The sequence below is a fragment of the Sporosarcina sp. P7 genome (assembly GCF_002743425.1).
Lineage (GTDB): Bacteria > Bacillota > Bacilli > Bacillales_A > Planococcaceae > Sporosarcina.
In genome coordinates this window covers 258204-273223 of record NZ_PDZF01000002.1, presented here as the reverse complement: position 1 = coordinate 273223, position 15020 = coordinate 258204, and the positions used below count along the sequence as shown (strand labels likewise).

15 protein-coding genes are annotated in these 15020 nt (G+C 42.0%); 1 reads left to right on the top strand and 14 read right to left on the bottom strand.

The genetic code is table 11. The features are described 5' to 3' along the window. Positions 1–39: 39 nt before the first annotated feature. From CSV60_RS03975 to CSV60_RS03925, 11 genes are all read right to left on the bottom strand, one after another. Positions 40–1233, bottom strand: coding sequence for a pyridoxal phosphate-dependent aminotransferase (locus CSV60_RS03975; protein ID WP_099636028.1), 1194 nt, complete (start codon positions 1231–1233; stop codon positions 40–42). 37 nt (positions 1234–1270) lie between these two features. After that, positions 1271–1750 carry a cell wall elongation regulator TseB-like domain-containing protein gene (locus tag CSV60_RS03970; RefSeq protein WP_099636027.1) on the bottom strand — a complete coding sequence of 160 codons (480 nt, stop codon included), beginning with the start codon at positions 1748–1750 and terminating at the stop codon, positions 1271–1273. 72 nt (positions 1751–1822) lie between these two features. Further along, complete coding sequence (gene dinG, locus CSV60_RS03965) at positions 1823–4594, bottom strand: ATP-dependent DNA helicase DinG (protein ID WP_099636026.1); 2772 nt, start codon at positions 4592–4594, stop codon at positions 1823–1825. Between the two features lie 319 nt (positions 4595–4913). Next, entirely contained in the window at positions 4914–5297 is a 384-nt protein-coding gene (gene panD / locus CSV60_RS03960; protein WP_083035608.1) for an aspartate 1-decarboxylase, read from the bottom strand. Then, a complete protein-coding gene (panC, locus tag CSV60_RS03955) occupies positions 5290–6171 on the bottom strand; it encodes a pantoate--beta-alanine ligase (protein WP_369823575.1) in 882 nt (293 codons plus the stop codon). The genes panD and panC overlap by 8 nt, the downstream gene beginning before the upstream one ends. After that, entirely contained in the window at positions 6168–7007 is an 840-nt protein-coding gene (gene panB, locus CSV60_RS03950) for a 3-methyl-2-oxobutanoate hydroxymethyltransferase (protein WP_099636025.1), read from the bottom strand. Before panB ends, panC begins: the two co-directional genes overlap by 4 nt. A gap of 246 nt (positions 7008–7253) precedes the next feature. Further along, entirely contained in the window at positions 7254–8237 is a 984-nt protein-coding gene (locus CSV60_RS03945) for a biotin--[acetyl-CoA-carboxylase] ligase (protein ID WP_099636024.1), read from the bottom strand. Next, positions 8215–9384, bottom strand: a complete 1170-nt coding sequence (locus tag CSV60_RS03940) for a CCA tRNA nucleotidyltransferase (protein ID WP_099636023.1) — start codon at positions 9382–9384, stop codon at positions 8215–8217. Before CSV60_RS03940 ends, CSV60_RS03945 begins: the two co-directional genes overlap by 23 nt. Then, positions 9381–10520, bottom strand: coding sequence for an N-acetyl-alpha-D-glucosaminyl L-malate synthase BshA (gene bshA, locus CSV60_RS03935; protein WP_099636022.1), 1140 nt, complete (start codon positions 10518–10520; stop codon positions 9381–9383). Before bshA ends, CSV60_RS03940 begins: the two co-directional genes overlap by 4 nt. A 25-nt stretch (positions 10521–10545) precedes the next feature. Next, positions 10546–11346 carry a 4-hydroxy-tetrahydrodipicolinate reductase gene (gene dapB, locus CSV60_RS03930; RefSeq protein WP_099631577.1) on the bottom strand — a complete coding sequence of 267 codons (801 nt, stop codon included), beginning with the start codon at positions 11344–11346 and terminating at the stop codon, positions 10546–10548. Further along, positions 11336–11674, bottom strand: a complete 339-nt coding sequence (locus CSV60_RS03925) for a nucleotide pyrophosphohydrolase (protein WP_099636021.1) — start codon at positions 11672–11674, stop codon at positions 11336–11338. Before CSV60_RS03925 ends, dapB begins: the two co-directional genes overlap by 11 nt. Before the next feature lie 181 nt (positions 11675–11855). Between CSV60_RS03925 and CSV60_RS03920 the strand changes: the two genes are divergently transcribed. After that, a complete protein-coding gene (locus CSV60_RS03920; RefSeq protein WP_099631575.1) occupies positions 11856–12728 on the top strand; it encodes a YitT family protein in 873 nt (290 codons plus the stop codon). Between the two features lie 38 nt (positions 12729–12766). On the opposite strand, the gene CSV60_RS03915 is transcribed toward CSV60_RS03920, so the two are convergent. The 3 genes from CSV60_RS03915 to CSV60_RS03905 form a co-directional block, all read right to left on the bottom strand. Beyond that, positions 12767–13435: a zinc metallopeptidase gene (locus CSV60_RS03915; protein WP_199175231.1), complete on the bottom strand. Its 669-nt coding sequence runs from the start codon at positions 13433–13435 to the stop codon at positions 12767–12769. Positions 13436–13501: 66 nt separating this feature from the next. Beyond that, on the bottom strand, positions 13502–14107 hold the full coding sequence (lhaT, locus tag CSV60_RS03910) for a lipoprotein heptaprenylglyceryl N-acetyltransferase LhaT (protein ID WP_099636080.1): 606 nt from the start codon (positions 14105–14107) through the stop codon (positions 13502–13504). A 97-nt stretch (positions 14108–14204) separates the two neighbouring features. Beyond that, positions 14205–14972, bottom strand: a complete 768-nt coding sequence (locus CSV60_RS03905) for a menaquinol-cytochrome c reductase cytochrome b/c subunit (protein ID WP_099636019.1) — start codon at positions 14970–14972, stop codon at positions 14205–14207. Between the last annotated feature and the right edge of the window lie 48 nt (positions 14973–15020).

Sequence of the window (15020 nt, the reverse complement as noted above, 5' to 3'; positions counted from 1 at the left end):
AAACTTCCTCTCATCAGCAACTTGTCAGTCGCTTCTGTTTTACTCTTTCCAATGATCTCGTACAAACTGATCGATACGTGCAATTCCTTCTTCCAATAGATCGATTGACGTGGCATAAGAAAGACGGATCGTCGTGTCAGAACCGAATCCTGTGCCCGGAATGACAGCTACTTTAGCTTCCGTCAATAATGCATGGGCGAATTCATCTACGTTTGCATAGCCCGTCTTCTGTACTGCTTCCTGTACATCAGGCAGTAAATAGAATGCGCCTTGTGGCTTCAATACATGGAAACCTGGAATAGCAGAAAGTTTAGGATACGCTTGATTCAAGCGGGATTCAAAATCTTTTCGCATAACTTCTACAGTGTCTTGCGGTCCGTTATATGCTTCGATTGCTGCGTATTGCGAAGTCGTCGTCGGATTGGATGTAGAATGGCTAGCGAGATTCGTCATCGCACTTACTACTTCCTCATCACCCGCGATATATCCTATTCTCCAGCCAGTCATTGAATGGGATTTCGATACACCATTAATAATGAATGTACGATCTTTCGCGTCTTCTGAAAGCTGTGCGATCGATACATGCTCTTTATCATCATAAACAAGCTTCTCATAAATTTCATCTGAAATGATCCACACATCTTTTTCGCGGCAAACTTCCGCAATCGCTGTGAGTTCTTCTTTTGAGTAAATCATACCTGTTGGATTACCCGGTGAGTTAAGGATGATCGCTTTTGTCTGATCCGTGATGGCATCACGGATTTGCTGGGCTGATACTTTGAACTGCTCAGCTGCTGTTCCTTCAACGAACACAGGAGTGCCTTCTGCAAGCTTCACTTGTTCAGGATAACTCACCCAGAATGGCGAAGGTATAATGACCTCGTCGCCTTTATTAAGCAACACTTGGAAAAGTGTATAAAGCACATGCTTCGCTCCAATACCGACTAATACTTCATTGCGCGTATAAGTCAATCCTTGGTCTCTTTTCAATTTGTCAATTATGGCATCCTTTAATTGTGGAAGACCACCCGCCGGAGTATATTTCGTCTTGCCATCCTTCATAGATTGATATGCTGCATCCAAAATGTTCTTAGGTGTATTATAATCCGGTTCGCCAGCCCCGAGTCCAATCACATCGATGCCTGATGCCTTCATTTCTTTTGCCTTCGCTGTAATCGCTAATGTTGTAGATGGTGATAAAGTATTTACTCTGGACGCTAATTGCTTTCTCAAATTGACCGCTCTCCTTTTGTCCTAATTCCATTTTTCTCTATAATTTTGAAATTCGCTTTAACCATTTTCCATCTGCAAAATTCAGATACGCATAGTTTAAGAAATCCTCATCATCCAGATAACTAACTTCCCAAAACGGGGTATCATTTTCTAAGCCCAATGAGGCGTTGAGGACTTTTTTGACGTTCTTCTCTTTTTTTATGATGTCCGTGGCTATTCGCTTTGTAATACCATCTTTAATTGATACAGCTTTCAAAATCTTTGTCGTCTCTTCTTCCACGAAGATGATTTTTTCATGATGGTTTTTATCCGTACCATAGACGGTAATCCATGACGTTTTACCATGATAGTGATCCATCTTATCTACTTTTTCAAGAACGTTATTTGCCAATATGGCTTCTTTTACTTTGTTTTCCGATACAGCAAACGGTTTCTCTGCTTGATAGAAAACGATAATAGTAATCGTGAACCCGAGCGCGAGTAAAAATAGGAATAGAAACTTAATCCAGTTGAGCATGAGTGTCACTTCCTATTGAATGAACCGCAGTTTTTTTTCGATTCATTTTCCAACCTGCTTTCTATTTGTACATCAATCATTATAACAATTTTCGATCTCGTTAACTAGACCTTCCAAAGATACTTTTTTCACAAATGACTTAGGTAAAGCTTGTAAAAAGGACTTGCCGTAGGATTTAGTGTCAATGCGTCGATCCAATATGATGAAGAATCCCTGTTCATCGGTTGAACGGATTAATCTGCCGAACCCCTGTCTGAAACGCAGTATGGCTTCAGGCAAACCAAGATGGGTGAATGCATTTTTATGGTCCGCTACTAAAGCTTCTGACCGCGCTTTAAATAGTGGCTCTTCAGGTGAAGTAAACGGTAAACGAACGATGACCACTGCAGATAATTGCTCACCTGGCACATCTACACCTTCCCAGAAGCTTGTCGTGCCGAATAACACTGCTTTCTTTTGCTGTTTAAACGTCTTCAGCAATTTATGACGGCTTCCGGAGCTGACTCCTTGTGCGATTAGCATGTACTCTTCTTGTAATGACTCGCTGTCCATCACTGCTTGATGTGTCTTCTTCAACATATCATGGGACAAGAACAATGCAAAGACACGTCCTTCAATCGCAACGGCTGTTTGGATCAATGCATCTGCTACTGCGTCGATGTACTCTTCATTTGAAACTTGCTGAATATCCGGCATATCTTCCACAATCAATGTATGCGCTCCTTCATAGAAGTTCGCTGGGGCATCAAATGTGTATAGCGGCACGCTAGAAGGCAATCCTGCTTGGTCCAGCACGAAACGGTCCTGTTGTCCCGCTGTTAATGTTCCGGATGTCCAGACGATGCCCGCCTCCCCTTCAAACGTACCTATAAAGTCACGGATCACTTCTGAACCATTTACCGGACTTTTCTTAATTTGCAAACTGCCAGGTAAACTTCGACTGTCTTTCTCCATCCAAATGGTCGTGCTTGTGTTTGGCTTTTCCAAAAACAATTCAATCCATTCGCCAGCTTTGATTTTCATTTCATTGATCCAATAATACCATTCACTTAGCGCTGCTTGCTCATGTAACGTCAATTCATTCGACAAATTTTGGATTGGCATTGCATAGTTCTCGGTCACACTAATATACTCATTCATCTTTCGCAAAACTTTGTCGAAAATTTCATTCGTCCGCAAACGTTTGGATAATGGTTTCACTGTTCTCGTTGTCGACTTATTGTCGTTAGTTGAATTGGAGTTCACCAGTACAAGCATCGATTCATCGAATACGAACATGAATTCATTGAATGAATATTGAAGCCGTTCAGTAGACATTTTATGATTGAAATGAAATCGCCTTAAGATATCCTGAATATCAAACAATAGTTGGCAGCTACTTAAACCATTCAACTGACTCATTACATACTTCCATTTCGTATAAGAAAACACTTGTTGATGCGTTCGAATTGCCGCTTGGTTCATTTGATGGGCTTCATCAATCACTAATCCGCTGATGGAATGGAACAAAGGATCATAACGTTGCTGATCGTTCACCAACATTGAATGATTTGTTAATATGACCATCGACTGCTGACAGTTTTTTACTGTATGTGTATAAAAATCTGCCACCCGTTCATCTTTCTTTACTCGCATGGAACGCTTACGAATACGGTCGATAAACAGCTGACCGCCACCTGATACATTGACTTCATCCAAATCGCCAGTTGTGGTTTCCGTTAACCAGACTAATAATTGCATGATCGTGATGGAATCATCGTAAACCTCATCGTTAAAATGTAAAAGTTCTTCAAATTTCCCCATAGAAATATAATTCGCCATGCCTTTAACCACAGTCGTTGGAATCGTCATTTGCAAAGCTTTTTCAAGCTTCTGTACTTCTTCAGCTAGCGTGTCGACCAAGTGATTCGTATACGTACTAATAACAACAGGCTGTTTCATTTCATATGCGCGAATCAAAGCAGGCACTAAGTAGCCAATCGTCTTACCAACACCCGTTGGAATCTCCACTGCGATTTGCTTCTTTTCGACAAAGGCTTGCCATGTTAAATCCATCAAATGTGCCTGACTTTCCCTCACATGATAAGATGGATGAATTTTCTGCAAGACTCGGTCTTTCGCCATACTGTCGATCGGAAATTCTATTGGGTGTGGCCACGATGCAGGGGTTGGTGTTGATTTCAAATAGGGAATACCACGAAATAGCGCATAGTCGCTCGATGTTTCCTTTCCACGTACCTGCTTAAGCGCTTCATAAAACAATGTCGATACATCCGATTTCATTGCAAATGAACGCTCATGCATACGATTCAGCGTCTCTTTAGGCAAAGTGTTAATTTTCTCAATGGCCTTCAACAAAAACAACGCTGTCGCTTCTGCATCATCATCTGCCCGATGTGCTTGCTTTAATGAAATATTTAATGATTCGGCAATATCTTGCAAACGAAAGCCAGGTAAAGTGGGATACATAATCTTCGCTAGTTCCACGGTATCGATCGTCTTGCCATGCCATTTTGACATGCCACAGCGAACCAATTCTTTTTGTAGAAATGATACATCAAAGTCTGTGTTATGCGCGACAAAAATACATCCTGTAAGTAAATCAGCCACTTCTTGAGCAATCTTTTCAAAAGGGGCAGCGTCTTTTACCTCTTCATCGCCAATGGATGTCAGTTGGTGAATGAAAGGTGGAATCGGGCGCTTTGGATGTACGTAACGCATATATGTATCTATTATTTTATTGTTCTCAATAAATACAATCGCAATTTGAATGATCCGATCACCATTTAAAGGCGAATGACCGGTCGTTTCCAAATCGACAACTGCATATTTGCTTGTAGACATACCATCATCAACTTCCTATTTGGTTTCTAATGCAAATTGTATCACATTTACCATGACGACTCACGTCTTGCATTTGGTCATAAAAGAAACACATTCGACCAAACAAATTGAAAGGAATATTTAGGTAGCGGTTCGGGATTGGAACGTAGGAGGGTCGACTTTGGAAGGATCAAGCCCAGGTAGACAACTAAAGTGAAGTAACCCCTAAAAAGCGCAAATCCCACGTCCTAGCCTCCTGCATGCCAAACTGTTTTGGTTTCAACGTATTACAAATGAACCCCCCATTCAATTACTTCTCAAATGGGGGGTTCAATACTTTTTAGAATATAGCGACACCTGGTTTTTCCGTGATGACTTCCTTCACACGATTCTGTTCATCCATAATCAACACAGTCGGCTGATGAGTACGCGCCTCTTCGTCCGAAACATACGCATAGGATAGAATGATCACGATGTCGCCCGGTTGTACAAGACGAGCTGCAGCTCCATTGACACAAATGACTCCGCTGCCTGGCTCTCCTTCGATAATATACGTCTCAAAGCGCGCACCGTTATTATTGTTGACGATCTGCACTTTCTCATTCGGTAACATACCCGCAGCCTCTAATAGCGCACCATCGATCGTAATGCTCCCTACGTAATTTAAATTGGCTTCCGTAACAGTCGCGCGATGTAACTTTCCATTCATCATCATTCTAAACATTTTTCTCATCCTTTATAGTTGACATAATAATATTATCTATCAGTCTCGCGGAAGTAAATTGTACCGCAGCGGCCAAGATGACTTCTTCGGTATCAGTGAGGTTCTCTTCCAACGAAGGATACGCAAGCACTTCGACGTAATCAATCGTGCCAGATGTTTCTTCTTCAATCAATTTGCGCACGATCTTCGCTACTTCTTGCAGTGGAACACCTTCGTAATAGCTACGTTTCCCTTGGCATAGCGCACGGTAGATTGCACTCGCTTCATTTCGTTCATGTTCAAGCAAACGAACATTACGCGAACTTTTCGCCAGTCCGTCTTCTTCACGCACAGTAGGTACACGTGAGATCGATGTGCGAAGATTGAAATCACGAACAAACGTTTCAATAATCGCTAATTGCTGCGCATCTTTCATTCCAAAATACGATTCATCTGGATCGACGATGCTGAATAATTTTAAGAGCACTTTCAACACTCCGTCGAAATGACCTGGTCTTGAAGCTCCACAAAGACGTGATGCTTGTTCTCCGGGCAAAATTCTGATGCCGCTCTTGCGCGGATACATATCCTCTACAGAAGGAATAAATAAATAGTCGACTCCTGCTGTTGAAGCGAGTTCTGCATCATGTTGCTCATCGCGTGGATATGCCTCGTAATCCTCTCCTGGTCCGAACTGCGCTGGATTAACGAAAATACTCATGACGACCATATCGTGGTCTCTTTTGGCTTCTTTTACCAACTCCAAATGACCTTCATGAAGAAAGCCCATGGTCGGTACGAAACCTACTGTGCGTCCTTCACGTTTTCTTGGATTTAGGATATTTTCCAATTCCGCAATCGACCGAACAATTTGCATGGTGGCACTAGTACTCATAGTGTTTTGCCTCCGTATAATGCTTCAAGTTCTTCTTCCCTCATCGTAAAGCGATGGCTTTCAGAAGGGAATGTTCCGTTCTTCACTGCCAAATTATATAACCTCATGGCACCTTCGATATCTTTACCGACTTCTGCGTAACTTTCGACGAATTTCGGTAGTTTATGATTACCGTAGCGCACCATGTCATGGAATACGAGTACTTGCCCATCTGCTTCAGCACCCGCACCTATTCCAATAACAGGAACAGAAACTGCTTGCGCAACTTCTTTCGCCAATTGGAAGGGAATACATTCCACTACAATCATAAACGCACCCGCTGCTTCACACGCTTTGGCGTCTTCAATTAACTGTTTAGCTGCAGCTGCCGTTTTCCCTTGTACTTTGTATCCACCACTGACTCCGGCAGACTGCGGCAACAATCCTAAGTGCGCACATACTGGTATGCCAGCTGTCGTCAACAATTGGATTTTTTCGATGACCGCACCACCGCCTTCTACTTTCAAAGCATTCGCGGACGTTTCCTGGAATAAACGTAGAGCATTCTGTAATGTCGTGTCAGCAGAACCATGATACGTACCGAATGGCATATCTACAATAACGAATGTATCTTTCGCACCCCGTCGAACCGCTTTGCCATGATGGCTCATTTCATCAAGCGTTACATGTGCTGTCGAATCATAGCCGAGCACAACCATGCCAAGAGAATCTCCGACAAGAAGTACATCAATCTCTGCTTGTTCTGCAATTTGTGCTGTCGGATAATCGTATGCTGTCAACATACTGATTTTTTCACCATTTGCTTTCATTTTCGAAAAATCTGTTGTGGATTTCACTAGTAATCTTCTCCTTTACGTCTGATTTCAGCAGGCGTTTGGTAGGCAAAAAAACCAAAATTAAAACCCTACTGATCCAAATATGGACAGAAGGGTTGCGTAAGCGATTGATCATGCTTCCTCCGTCCCTGTCTAAATAGATCAAGGCAGATTTCTTATATAATTCATTTGCCAAACAGGTGCAGCTCCAAAATCGATACCGCCCTATGCGTACACTATATCAAAACAGTAAGATTCTGTATAGTTTTAATTCTTAACTTCGATGTCCGCGGAATAAATTCCACGCACAGTGCCGTCTGCCAATCGAAGTTCTAGCATACCATCATGGGAAATACCAAGTGCAATACCTTCAACCGTTTCATGGACCATACTTGCTTTGATTTTCTTACCCGTTATCGCAGCATAGCTCTCCCATAAAATTTTAATCGGCGCAAATCCTTTTTCTACATATAGGTCTGTATATTGCTCCAGGTACTTTAGAGTGGTTGCCACTAATAGTGCACGATCAATCATTTCCCCTTTTTCAATGCGTAATGAAGTCGCGATCATTTGCAGTTCTTCTGGAAAATCAGATAACTGCTGATTGGCGTTGATTCCCATCCCTAAAATAATCGCCTTGACACGGTCAGGATCGGCCTGAAGCTCTGTCAGGATACCTGTGACTTTTTTGCCATTGATTAATATATCATTTGGCCACTTAATAACCGGTTGAATATCCGTCACTTCTTCAATTGCACGAACGATGGCCACCGCTGCAACGAGTGTCAGTTGCGGCGCATTTTGAGGTGGCAAATCAGGACGAATGATCAAACTCATCCAAATACCCCGATTGGCTTTTGATGTCCAAGGTCTCGCCAAACGCCCTTTACCAGCCGTCTGCTCTTCCGAAATAATTAATGTGCCATCTTCCGCACCATCTTGCGCATCTTCATGTGCTATTGTCTGTGTAGTGGGCACTGTTGTGAAATATTTAATCGTTCGACCGTAGCGTTCTGTCGTTAAATATTCAGTGATATTTCCTTGGTTAACCAAATCAGGTGCTTCGATTAAATAATATCCTTTTTTACGTTGTGACCCGATCTCGTAGCCCTCTTCCTCAAGTTCTTTAATATATTTCCAGATTGCTGTTCGCGAAAGACCGAACTCATCGGCAATATCTTGACCTGATATAGGCTCACCTTGTGCAGCAAATAATCGTTTCAATAATTCACTCTTCACGGGAGATTTCATTTATAAACCATTCCTTTATCGCCTGTGCGTCATTTTCAATTTGTCCGTAGACAACTGCTCGTTCAATTTTCATAATCCAATCACTTGTCCATTTCCCACCACTTTTTCCAGACCATTTTACTAAATCTTTCCCAGTGAAAGATAGGTCTGTGCGTTGCAAAATCGGTAGTTGTTTTTTATACTGTTCAATTTGCTGTTTACTTACAATAAAATCATCATGATTTACGTTAAAGACCTTGCCTACTACTTCTAGTATGTCGGTTGAAAAGCTATAGAAATCCCATAGATCAAACGATCGTTGTGTGCGTATCGCATAAGCATCTTCAAATTGTTTCAAGAAGCGTCTTTCCTTATTGGACAATTTGAAGAGCCGAGCCAAGTCTGTTGCGTTCATATCCGTTATGGCAAGCACCGCAGCAAAGCCATGGCGCGCGTCAAGAAATGGTGTATAGCGATCCAGTGATTCAAACGCTACAAATAACTCAGGGAGCAGTTTCGGCAATCCAATTTCACGTCCGTAATGAAAAGCTCGTGAAGGGTTCTGACCTTGAAACAGTTTATCCATTTCGGTTTTGATCCGTTCAATCGCAATACGGTGCAATGAAGGAGCCAGTGCTTTCATCCCATGCAATGTTTCCTTTTCTATATCAAAATCCAATACAGATGAAAAACGCAAGGCACGGAAAATTCGCAATGGATCTTCTTGAAAGCGTTCTTCAGGCTTTCCAACAGCACGGATGATTTTTCGCTTCATATCTTCGAGTCCATCAAAGAAATCGATGAGTTCTCCGTCTACTGTCATAGCGAGCGCATTGATTGTAAAATCACGGTGTTGCAAGTCTTCTCGCAACGATGTTACATAGACGGGATCGCTAGTTGTAGTTTCTGAGCGGTATGTCGTCACTTCAATAGGCTCTCCATGCATCAGCACAAGAATCGTACCGTGTTCAATGCCCACGTCAATTGTATGTCTAAATACTTCTTTGACTTGAGACGGTGTAGCGGAAGTTGTAATGTCAATATCCAGTGGTTTTTTTCCAAGCTCGGCATCACGAACCGCACCGCCAACAAAGACGGCTTCATAACCTGCCGCCTGCAATTCACTAATTACTTGCCGACTTGCTGCTGAACCGAAAGAAATGGTCATTTCATCGCCGCCACTTCATAATATAATTCCTCATATTGCGCTACAATTGATTCGGAACTGAATTCTTCCCGTACCGTACGCATAGCATTACTTTTCATTTGTTGATGCAAATTGGAATCACTTAGCAACTGTGTCAGACGATCAGCAACGGCTTGTACATCTCCTAGTTCTACTAGGAATCCGTTGACGCCGTCTTGAACCACTTCCGGAATTCCACCGATTGCATTTGCTACAGCGGGCACACCACAAGCAAAAGCCTCAAGCAGCACGAGACCGAATGCTTCTTTCTCTGAAAGCAACAACATCGCATCACTAATAGACAATAATTCGGGCAGATCGTTACGCTTACCTAAGAAGAAAATATCGTCTTGCAATTCATGGGTCTTAACGAATTCTTCCAAATAAAATTTCTCCGGACCTTCACCCACTAACAGCAATTTCGCTTTATGTTGCTTATCAATCAAACGGAAGCTTTCAATAATATCGGGAATGCGCTTCACTTTTCGAAAATTAGATATGTGGATGAGAACTTTTTCATCGGACTCAATACCAAGTTCTTCCCGAAGATGTTCCACTTCACGTGGATAATACTTTTCTTCATCAATGAAGTTATAAATCGTTTGTATTTCTGTCGTTGGCTGTAGCAACTCGATCGTTTCATTGCGCAATGAACGAGATACAGCGGTCACACGGTCGGACTTATTAATACCATACGACAATGTGTTTTTTAACGCAGGGTCGTGACCGAGAATCGTCACATCGGTGCCATGTAGGGTCGTGATGATGCCAATAGATGATTGCGCCATATCTTTCGCCAAAATAGCAGAAATCGCGTGTGGTACAGCGTAGTGAACATGAAGCAAATCCAGCTGTTCCGATTCTATGACTTGCGCGATGCGATTTGCAAGGGCAATGTCGTACGGAGGATACTTAAAAACTGCATAACCTTCAATCGTCACTTCATGAAAATGGATATTCGGATGGATATCTAAAAATCGAAACGGTCTGCTCGATGTAATATAATGCATCTCATGCCCTTTAGCAGCCATTTTGAGTCCTAACTCCGTCGCCACTACACCTGAACCACCGAGCGATGGATAACAAATGACACCTACTTTTAATTTTCTTCGTTGCATACGTTAACCGCCTCACTGCAAAAATTTAATCTATAATTTTTTCAAGCCCATAAATGAATCGTGGAGTAGAAACAGCTTCACGAATCGAAAGTAAAATACCCGGCATAAAGGACTTCCGGTCGAAAGAGTCGTGACGGATCTTGAGCAATTCCCCTTCACCGCCAAGTAATACTTCTTGATGTGCGAGTAATCCCGGTAAACGAATACTGTGAATTTTCATTCCTTCGATATCGGCACCACGTGCACCTTTAAGTTTCTCTTGTTCTTCTGGATGGCCTTGGATATGAGCGGCACGTACTTCACGGATCATCTCTGCCGTTTTCACAGCTGTTCCGGACGGTGCATCCAATTTCCGATCATGGTGCATTTCAAGTATTTCAACATCTCCTAAGTAACGAGCAGCTTGTTGAGCAAATTTCATCATGAGAACAGCGCCAATCGAGAAGTTCGGTGCGATAATACAGCTTTTTTGCTGTTCATTGGACAGACTCTCTAAGTCTTTGAGCATTTCAGCCGTCAATCCAGATGTTCCGATTACTACATCCATGCCTAATGACAATGCTTTACTTGCGTTAGCAAATACCGCATCGGGATCTGTGACATCAAGTAATACATCAGGATGGTGCGCAGCATGCAACGCTTCAAGCGATGTGAAAATCGGTATTCCACCTTCGGCATCCGATACTGTTCCATTATGTAAATATTCCCCGTCATGTTTATAATCGAGTACCGCTACAATCTCTATATCTGCCGCTTCCGTTCCTGCGACTATAGCAGTCCCCCCCATTCTTCCACGTGCACCTGCTATTGCTAATTTAATCATCATTCTTTTCCTCCTTTTTGGTCCAGCGATCTTTATCTCTTGTGTTGAATTTTGTCAATACGGTATCTAGCGCTTCGGATAAATCGATTTGTTGTGAGTTAGCAAAACAAATTAAGACGAATAATAGATCGCCCGTTTCTTCCTCCAACGTTCGGATGGCTTCAATAGATTTTTTCTTCTTCATCCCGTAGCGATCCTGTACTTCACGGGATAATTCCCCCAACTCCTCCGTCAGCCGTGCAATGAGTTCCATTGGAGGAAAGTATCCTTCTTTAAAACCAGTTATGTATGTATCAACATCTCGTTGCAATTGTTCCATCGTTTTAGTCATCGCTATCAACTCCCCTTCCTATCGTATGCATTCTTCTGGCTATTGTCAAAATATAATATTTAGCACATACTATGTATAGTGCACGTATCACTGAATGATTATAAGTGCGTACGTAGGACAAGCTACATAGAACAAGAAGTTCAATTACATCCAGAATCAATTAACAGGAGGAGTGGTGTGTTTGTTCGCTGGAATTCGTGTACGGAATATTTTATTGATTATGTTAGGCGCAGCGCTATTTAGTTTTGGACTCGTGAACTTTACGATTCAGCATGAACTAGCAGAAGGTGGATTTACCGGAATTACATTAATTCTACTGTTTGCTTTCAATTGGGATCCAGCCTTACTGAACTTATTGCTGAATATCCCCATGTTTTTAATAGGTTGGAAAATGCTTGGCAGACGTTCCTTCATCTATACTGTCATCGGTACGGTGGCAGTGTCGATTTTCATTAAAGTGTTCATGCAGTATCAAGTGAATATCCATATGGAAGGTGACCTGTTCCTAGTCGCGCTATTTGCTGGCGTATTCATCGGTGTAGGACTAGGTATTATATTTAGAAGCGGTGGGACGACAGGTGGCTCCGATATCATAGCGAGACTCGTACATAAGAAATATGGAATTACGATGGGTAAAACGATGTTTGTGTTCGATGCCGCTATCATTTTATTGTCATGGGCTGTCTATTTAGATTACCGCTCGATGATGTATACATTGGTTGCACTCTTCGTTGGAGCTCGCGTCATTGATTTCGTACAAGAAGGAGCATACTCTGCGAGAGGTGCATTCATTGTAACGAACTTTCCGGATGAAATCGCTACTAACATATCAAATTCTATGGAGCGAGGCGTGACGGTGTTCAAAGGTTACGGTCATTTTTCAAAAGAAAACCGTGAAATACTCTACTGCGTGGTCGGAAAAAATGAAATGATTCGATTGAAAAACCTCATCACCGCTGTAGATCCCGAAGCATTCGTCTCCATGATGGAAGTACATGATGTAATGGGTGAAGGATTTACATTGGATGAACAAAAAAGGCCAATCAGTGATTAAAAAAATCCTTCTGCTATAGCAGAAGGATTTTGTATTTATTAGTCACGGCTTGTAAAGATTAAAATCAAACGAACTAGCTCCAGTACAGCTACTGCAGTTGCAGCAACATATGTCATCGCGGCTGCACTCAATACTTTTTTCGCTTGTGGTTCTTCATCATTACGGATGATGCCAAGTTGAACGATTTGATCCATCGCACGTGATGATGCATTAAACTCTACTGGCAATGTAACAATTTGGAATAGTACCCCAACTGCCATCAACAGAATTCCGATACCTAGCAAAGAGTTCATGCTAGAGAAGATAATCCCGATCATGATGAATACCCATGATGCGTTTGAAGTCAAACTAGCGACTGGTGCCAGTCTGTGGCGGAAACGCAAGAATGAGTAAGCCTCTTTATCTTGAATAGCGTGACCGACTTCGTGCGCCGCTACTGCAGTACCTGCTACAGATGATTCATGATAGTTACTTGTCGATAGTGCCACAATCTTTGTCAATGGATTATAATGATCCGTTAAAAACCCTTGGCTTTCCACTACCTTTACATCATGTAAACCATTTTGATCCAAAATGAGCCTCGCTACTTGAGCACCTGTCATCCCAGAAGTAGAACGAATCTTTGAATACTTTTTATATGTGCTTTTCACTTTAAATTGCGCATAGATAGGAAGCAATAAAATGATACCAAAGTAAATCCAGAACACGTCTATCTCTCCCCTTTCTCTCTGCCTTTAATTTTATAATGTTTACTTGCTTACTGCAACTATTAACTACGCTTTCAACACGCGCATTTCCAGTCTCGACTTATAACTCCACATAGCGATAGCAATACAAGCTATGGATAACCAAAATGTGAAATAGCCGATTTGTGGACTAAATTGCGAAAGGTCATGGTAAATTGGCATTTGTCCGAAGACATAGTCGATTACATCATTATGAAGTGTCCAAATAGCCGCAATTGCAATATGCCAAGCTGTGAATTTATATTTTGGCAAGTATAAGATTCCTTGCAATGCCATCGCGAAATGGGAGCCTATCAGCATCCAGCCTACCCAACCAATCGAACCTGTTACAACGAGCGTCAACAAATTCATAATGACTGCCCATAAGCCATACTTTACTAAAGTGATGAGTGCGAGTGCTTCCATCAATTTGAAGTTTCGATTAAGTAGCCAGCCTAGTATAGCTATACAAAAGAACAAAGTAGCTGTAGGACTATCCGGAACGAAAATCCAGTATTTCGGTTCTGTGATTTCCAATTGCCACATATACCAATCATATCCGTAGACCGAACCTACTATATTAATAAAAAGAAGAATCCATAAGAATGATTTATGTGAAAGGATCATCCAGATTTGAGCCCATAACATTCGCAAAAACATCACCACTTCCATTGGAATATACTATTTTTATGTAAAGTTTAATTAAAGGTAAATATATAGAAAAAAAGAGTCAGTTTCCTGACTCTTTTTCTTATTTCGTTTTTAGCTCAGATATAAATTCAGCAAGTACTTGAAGATCCTCATCTGAACCTTCCCATGTACCAGCAGGCATTGTACCACGGCCATCATGAGCGATTTCGATAATTTCTTCAGGTGTCAAACCTGTGTTAGTTAACGGTAAGCCCAGTCCACCTTGGAAGGAGTCACCGTGACAGCCAATACAGGAAGAGCCTTGATAAATCTCATACCCTTCAGCCGTTTCATCATATTCTACTTCATCCACAATAGCACCTTGAACTTTTGCTGCTTCCCAGTCGTGGTTTTCGACTGATTCCCAAGTCAAGTAGAAGATAGCTAAGAACGAAAGAATCATGAAACCTGTTGGTAATGGACGCTTAAACGGACGTCTCTCTTTCGTTGTATCCATGAATGGAACTAGCATTAATGCCATAACTGCCAATCCAGGAATTACGATCGCACCGATCACGTTATAAGGACCGGAAGCGAATTCATATTTCAGTAGCTGATACATGAATAGGAAATACCAGTCTGGTATCGGTATATACATTGTATCCGTCGGGTCCGCTTGACGCTCAAGCGGTGACGGGTGTGCAAGAGTAACGATCAGATAACCGATTAAGAAAATCGATCCGACCATCCACTCTTTCAATAGAAAGTTTGGCCAGAATGCCTCGGTTTTACCCGGATATTCTGAGTAATCTTTTGGTGTATTCGACATCTTGCCTGAGGCCTTGATGCGCGAATCCCCAACAAATTTCATCCCTTTTCCGCGGTGCATGTTATTCCCTCCTTCTTAAATTTCAGATGACCCTAACCAAAAAATTGG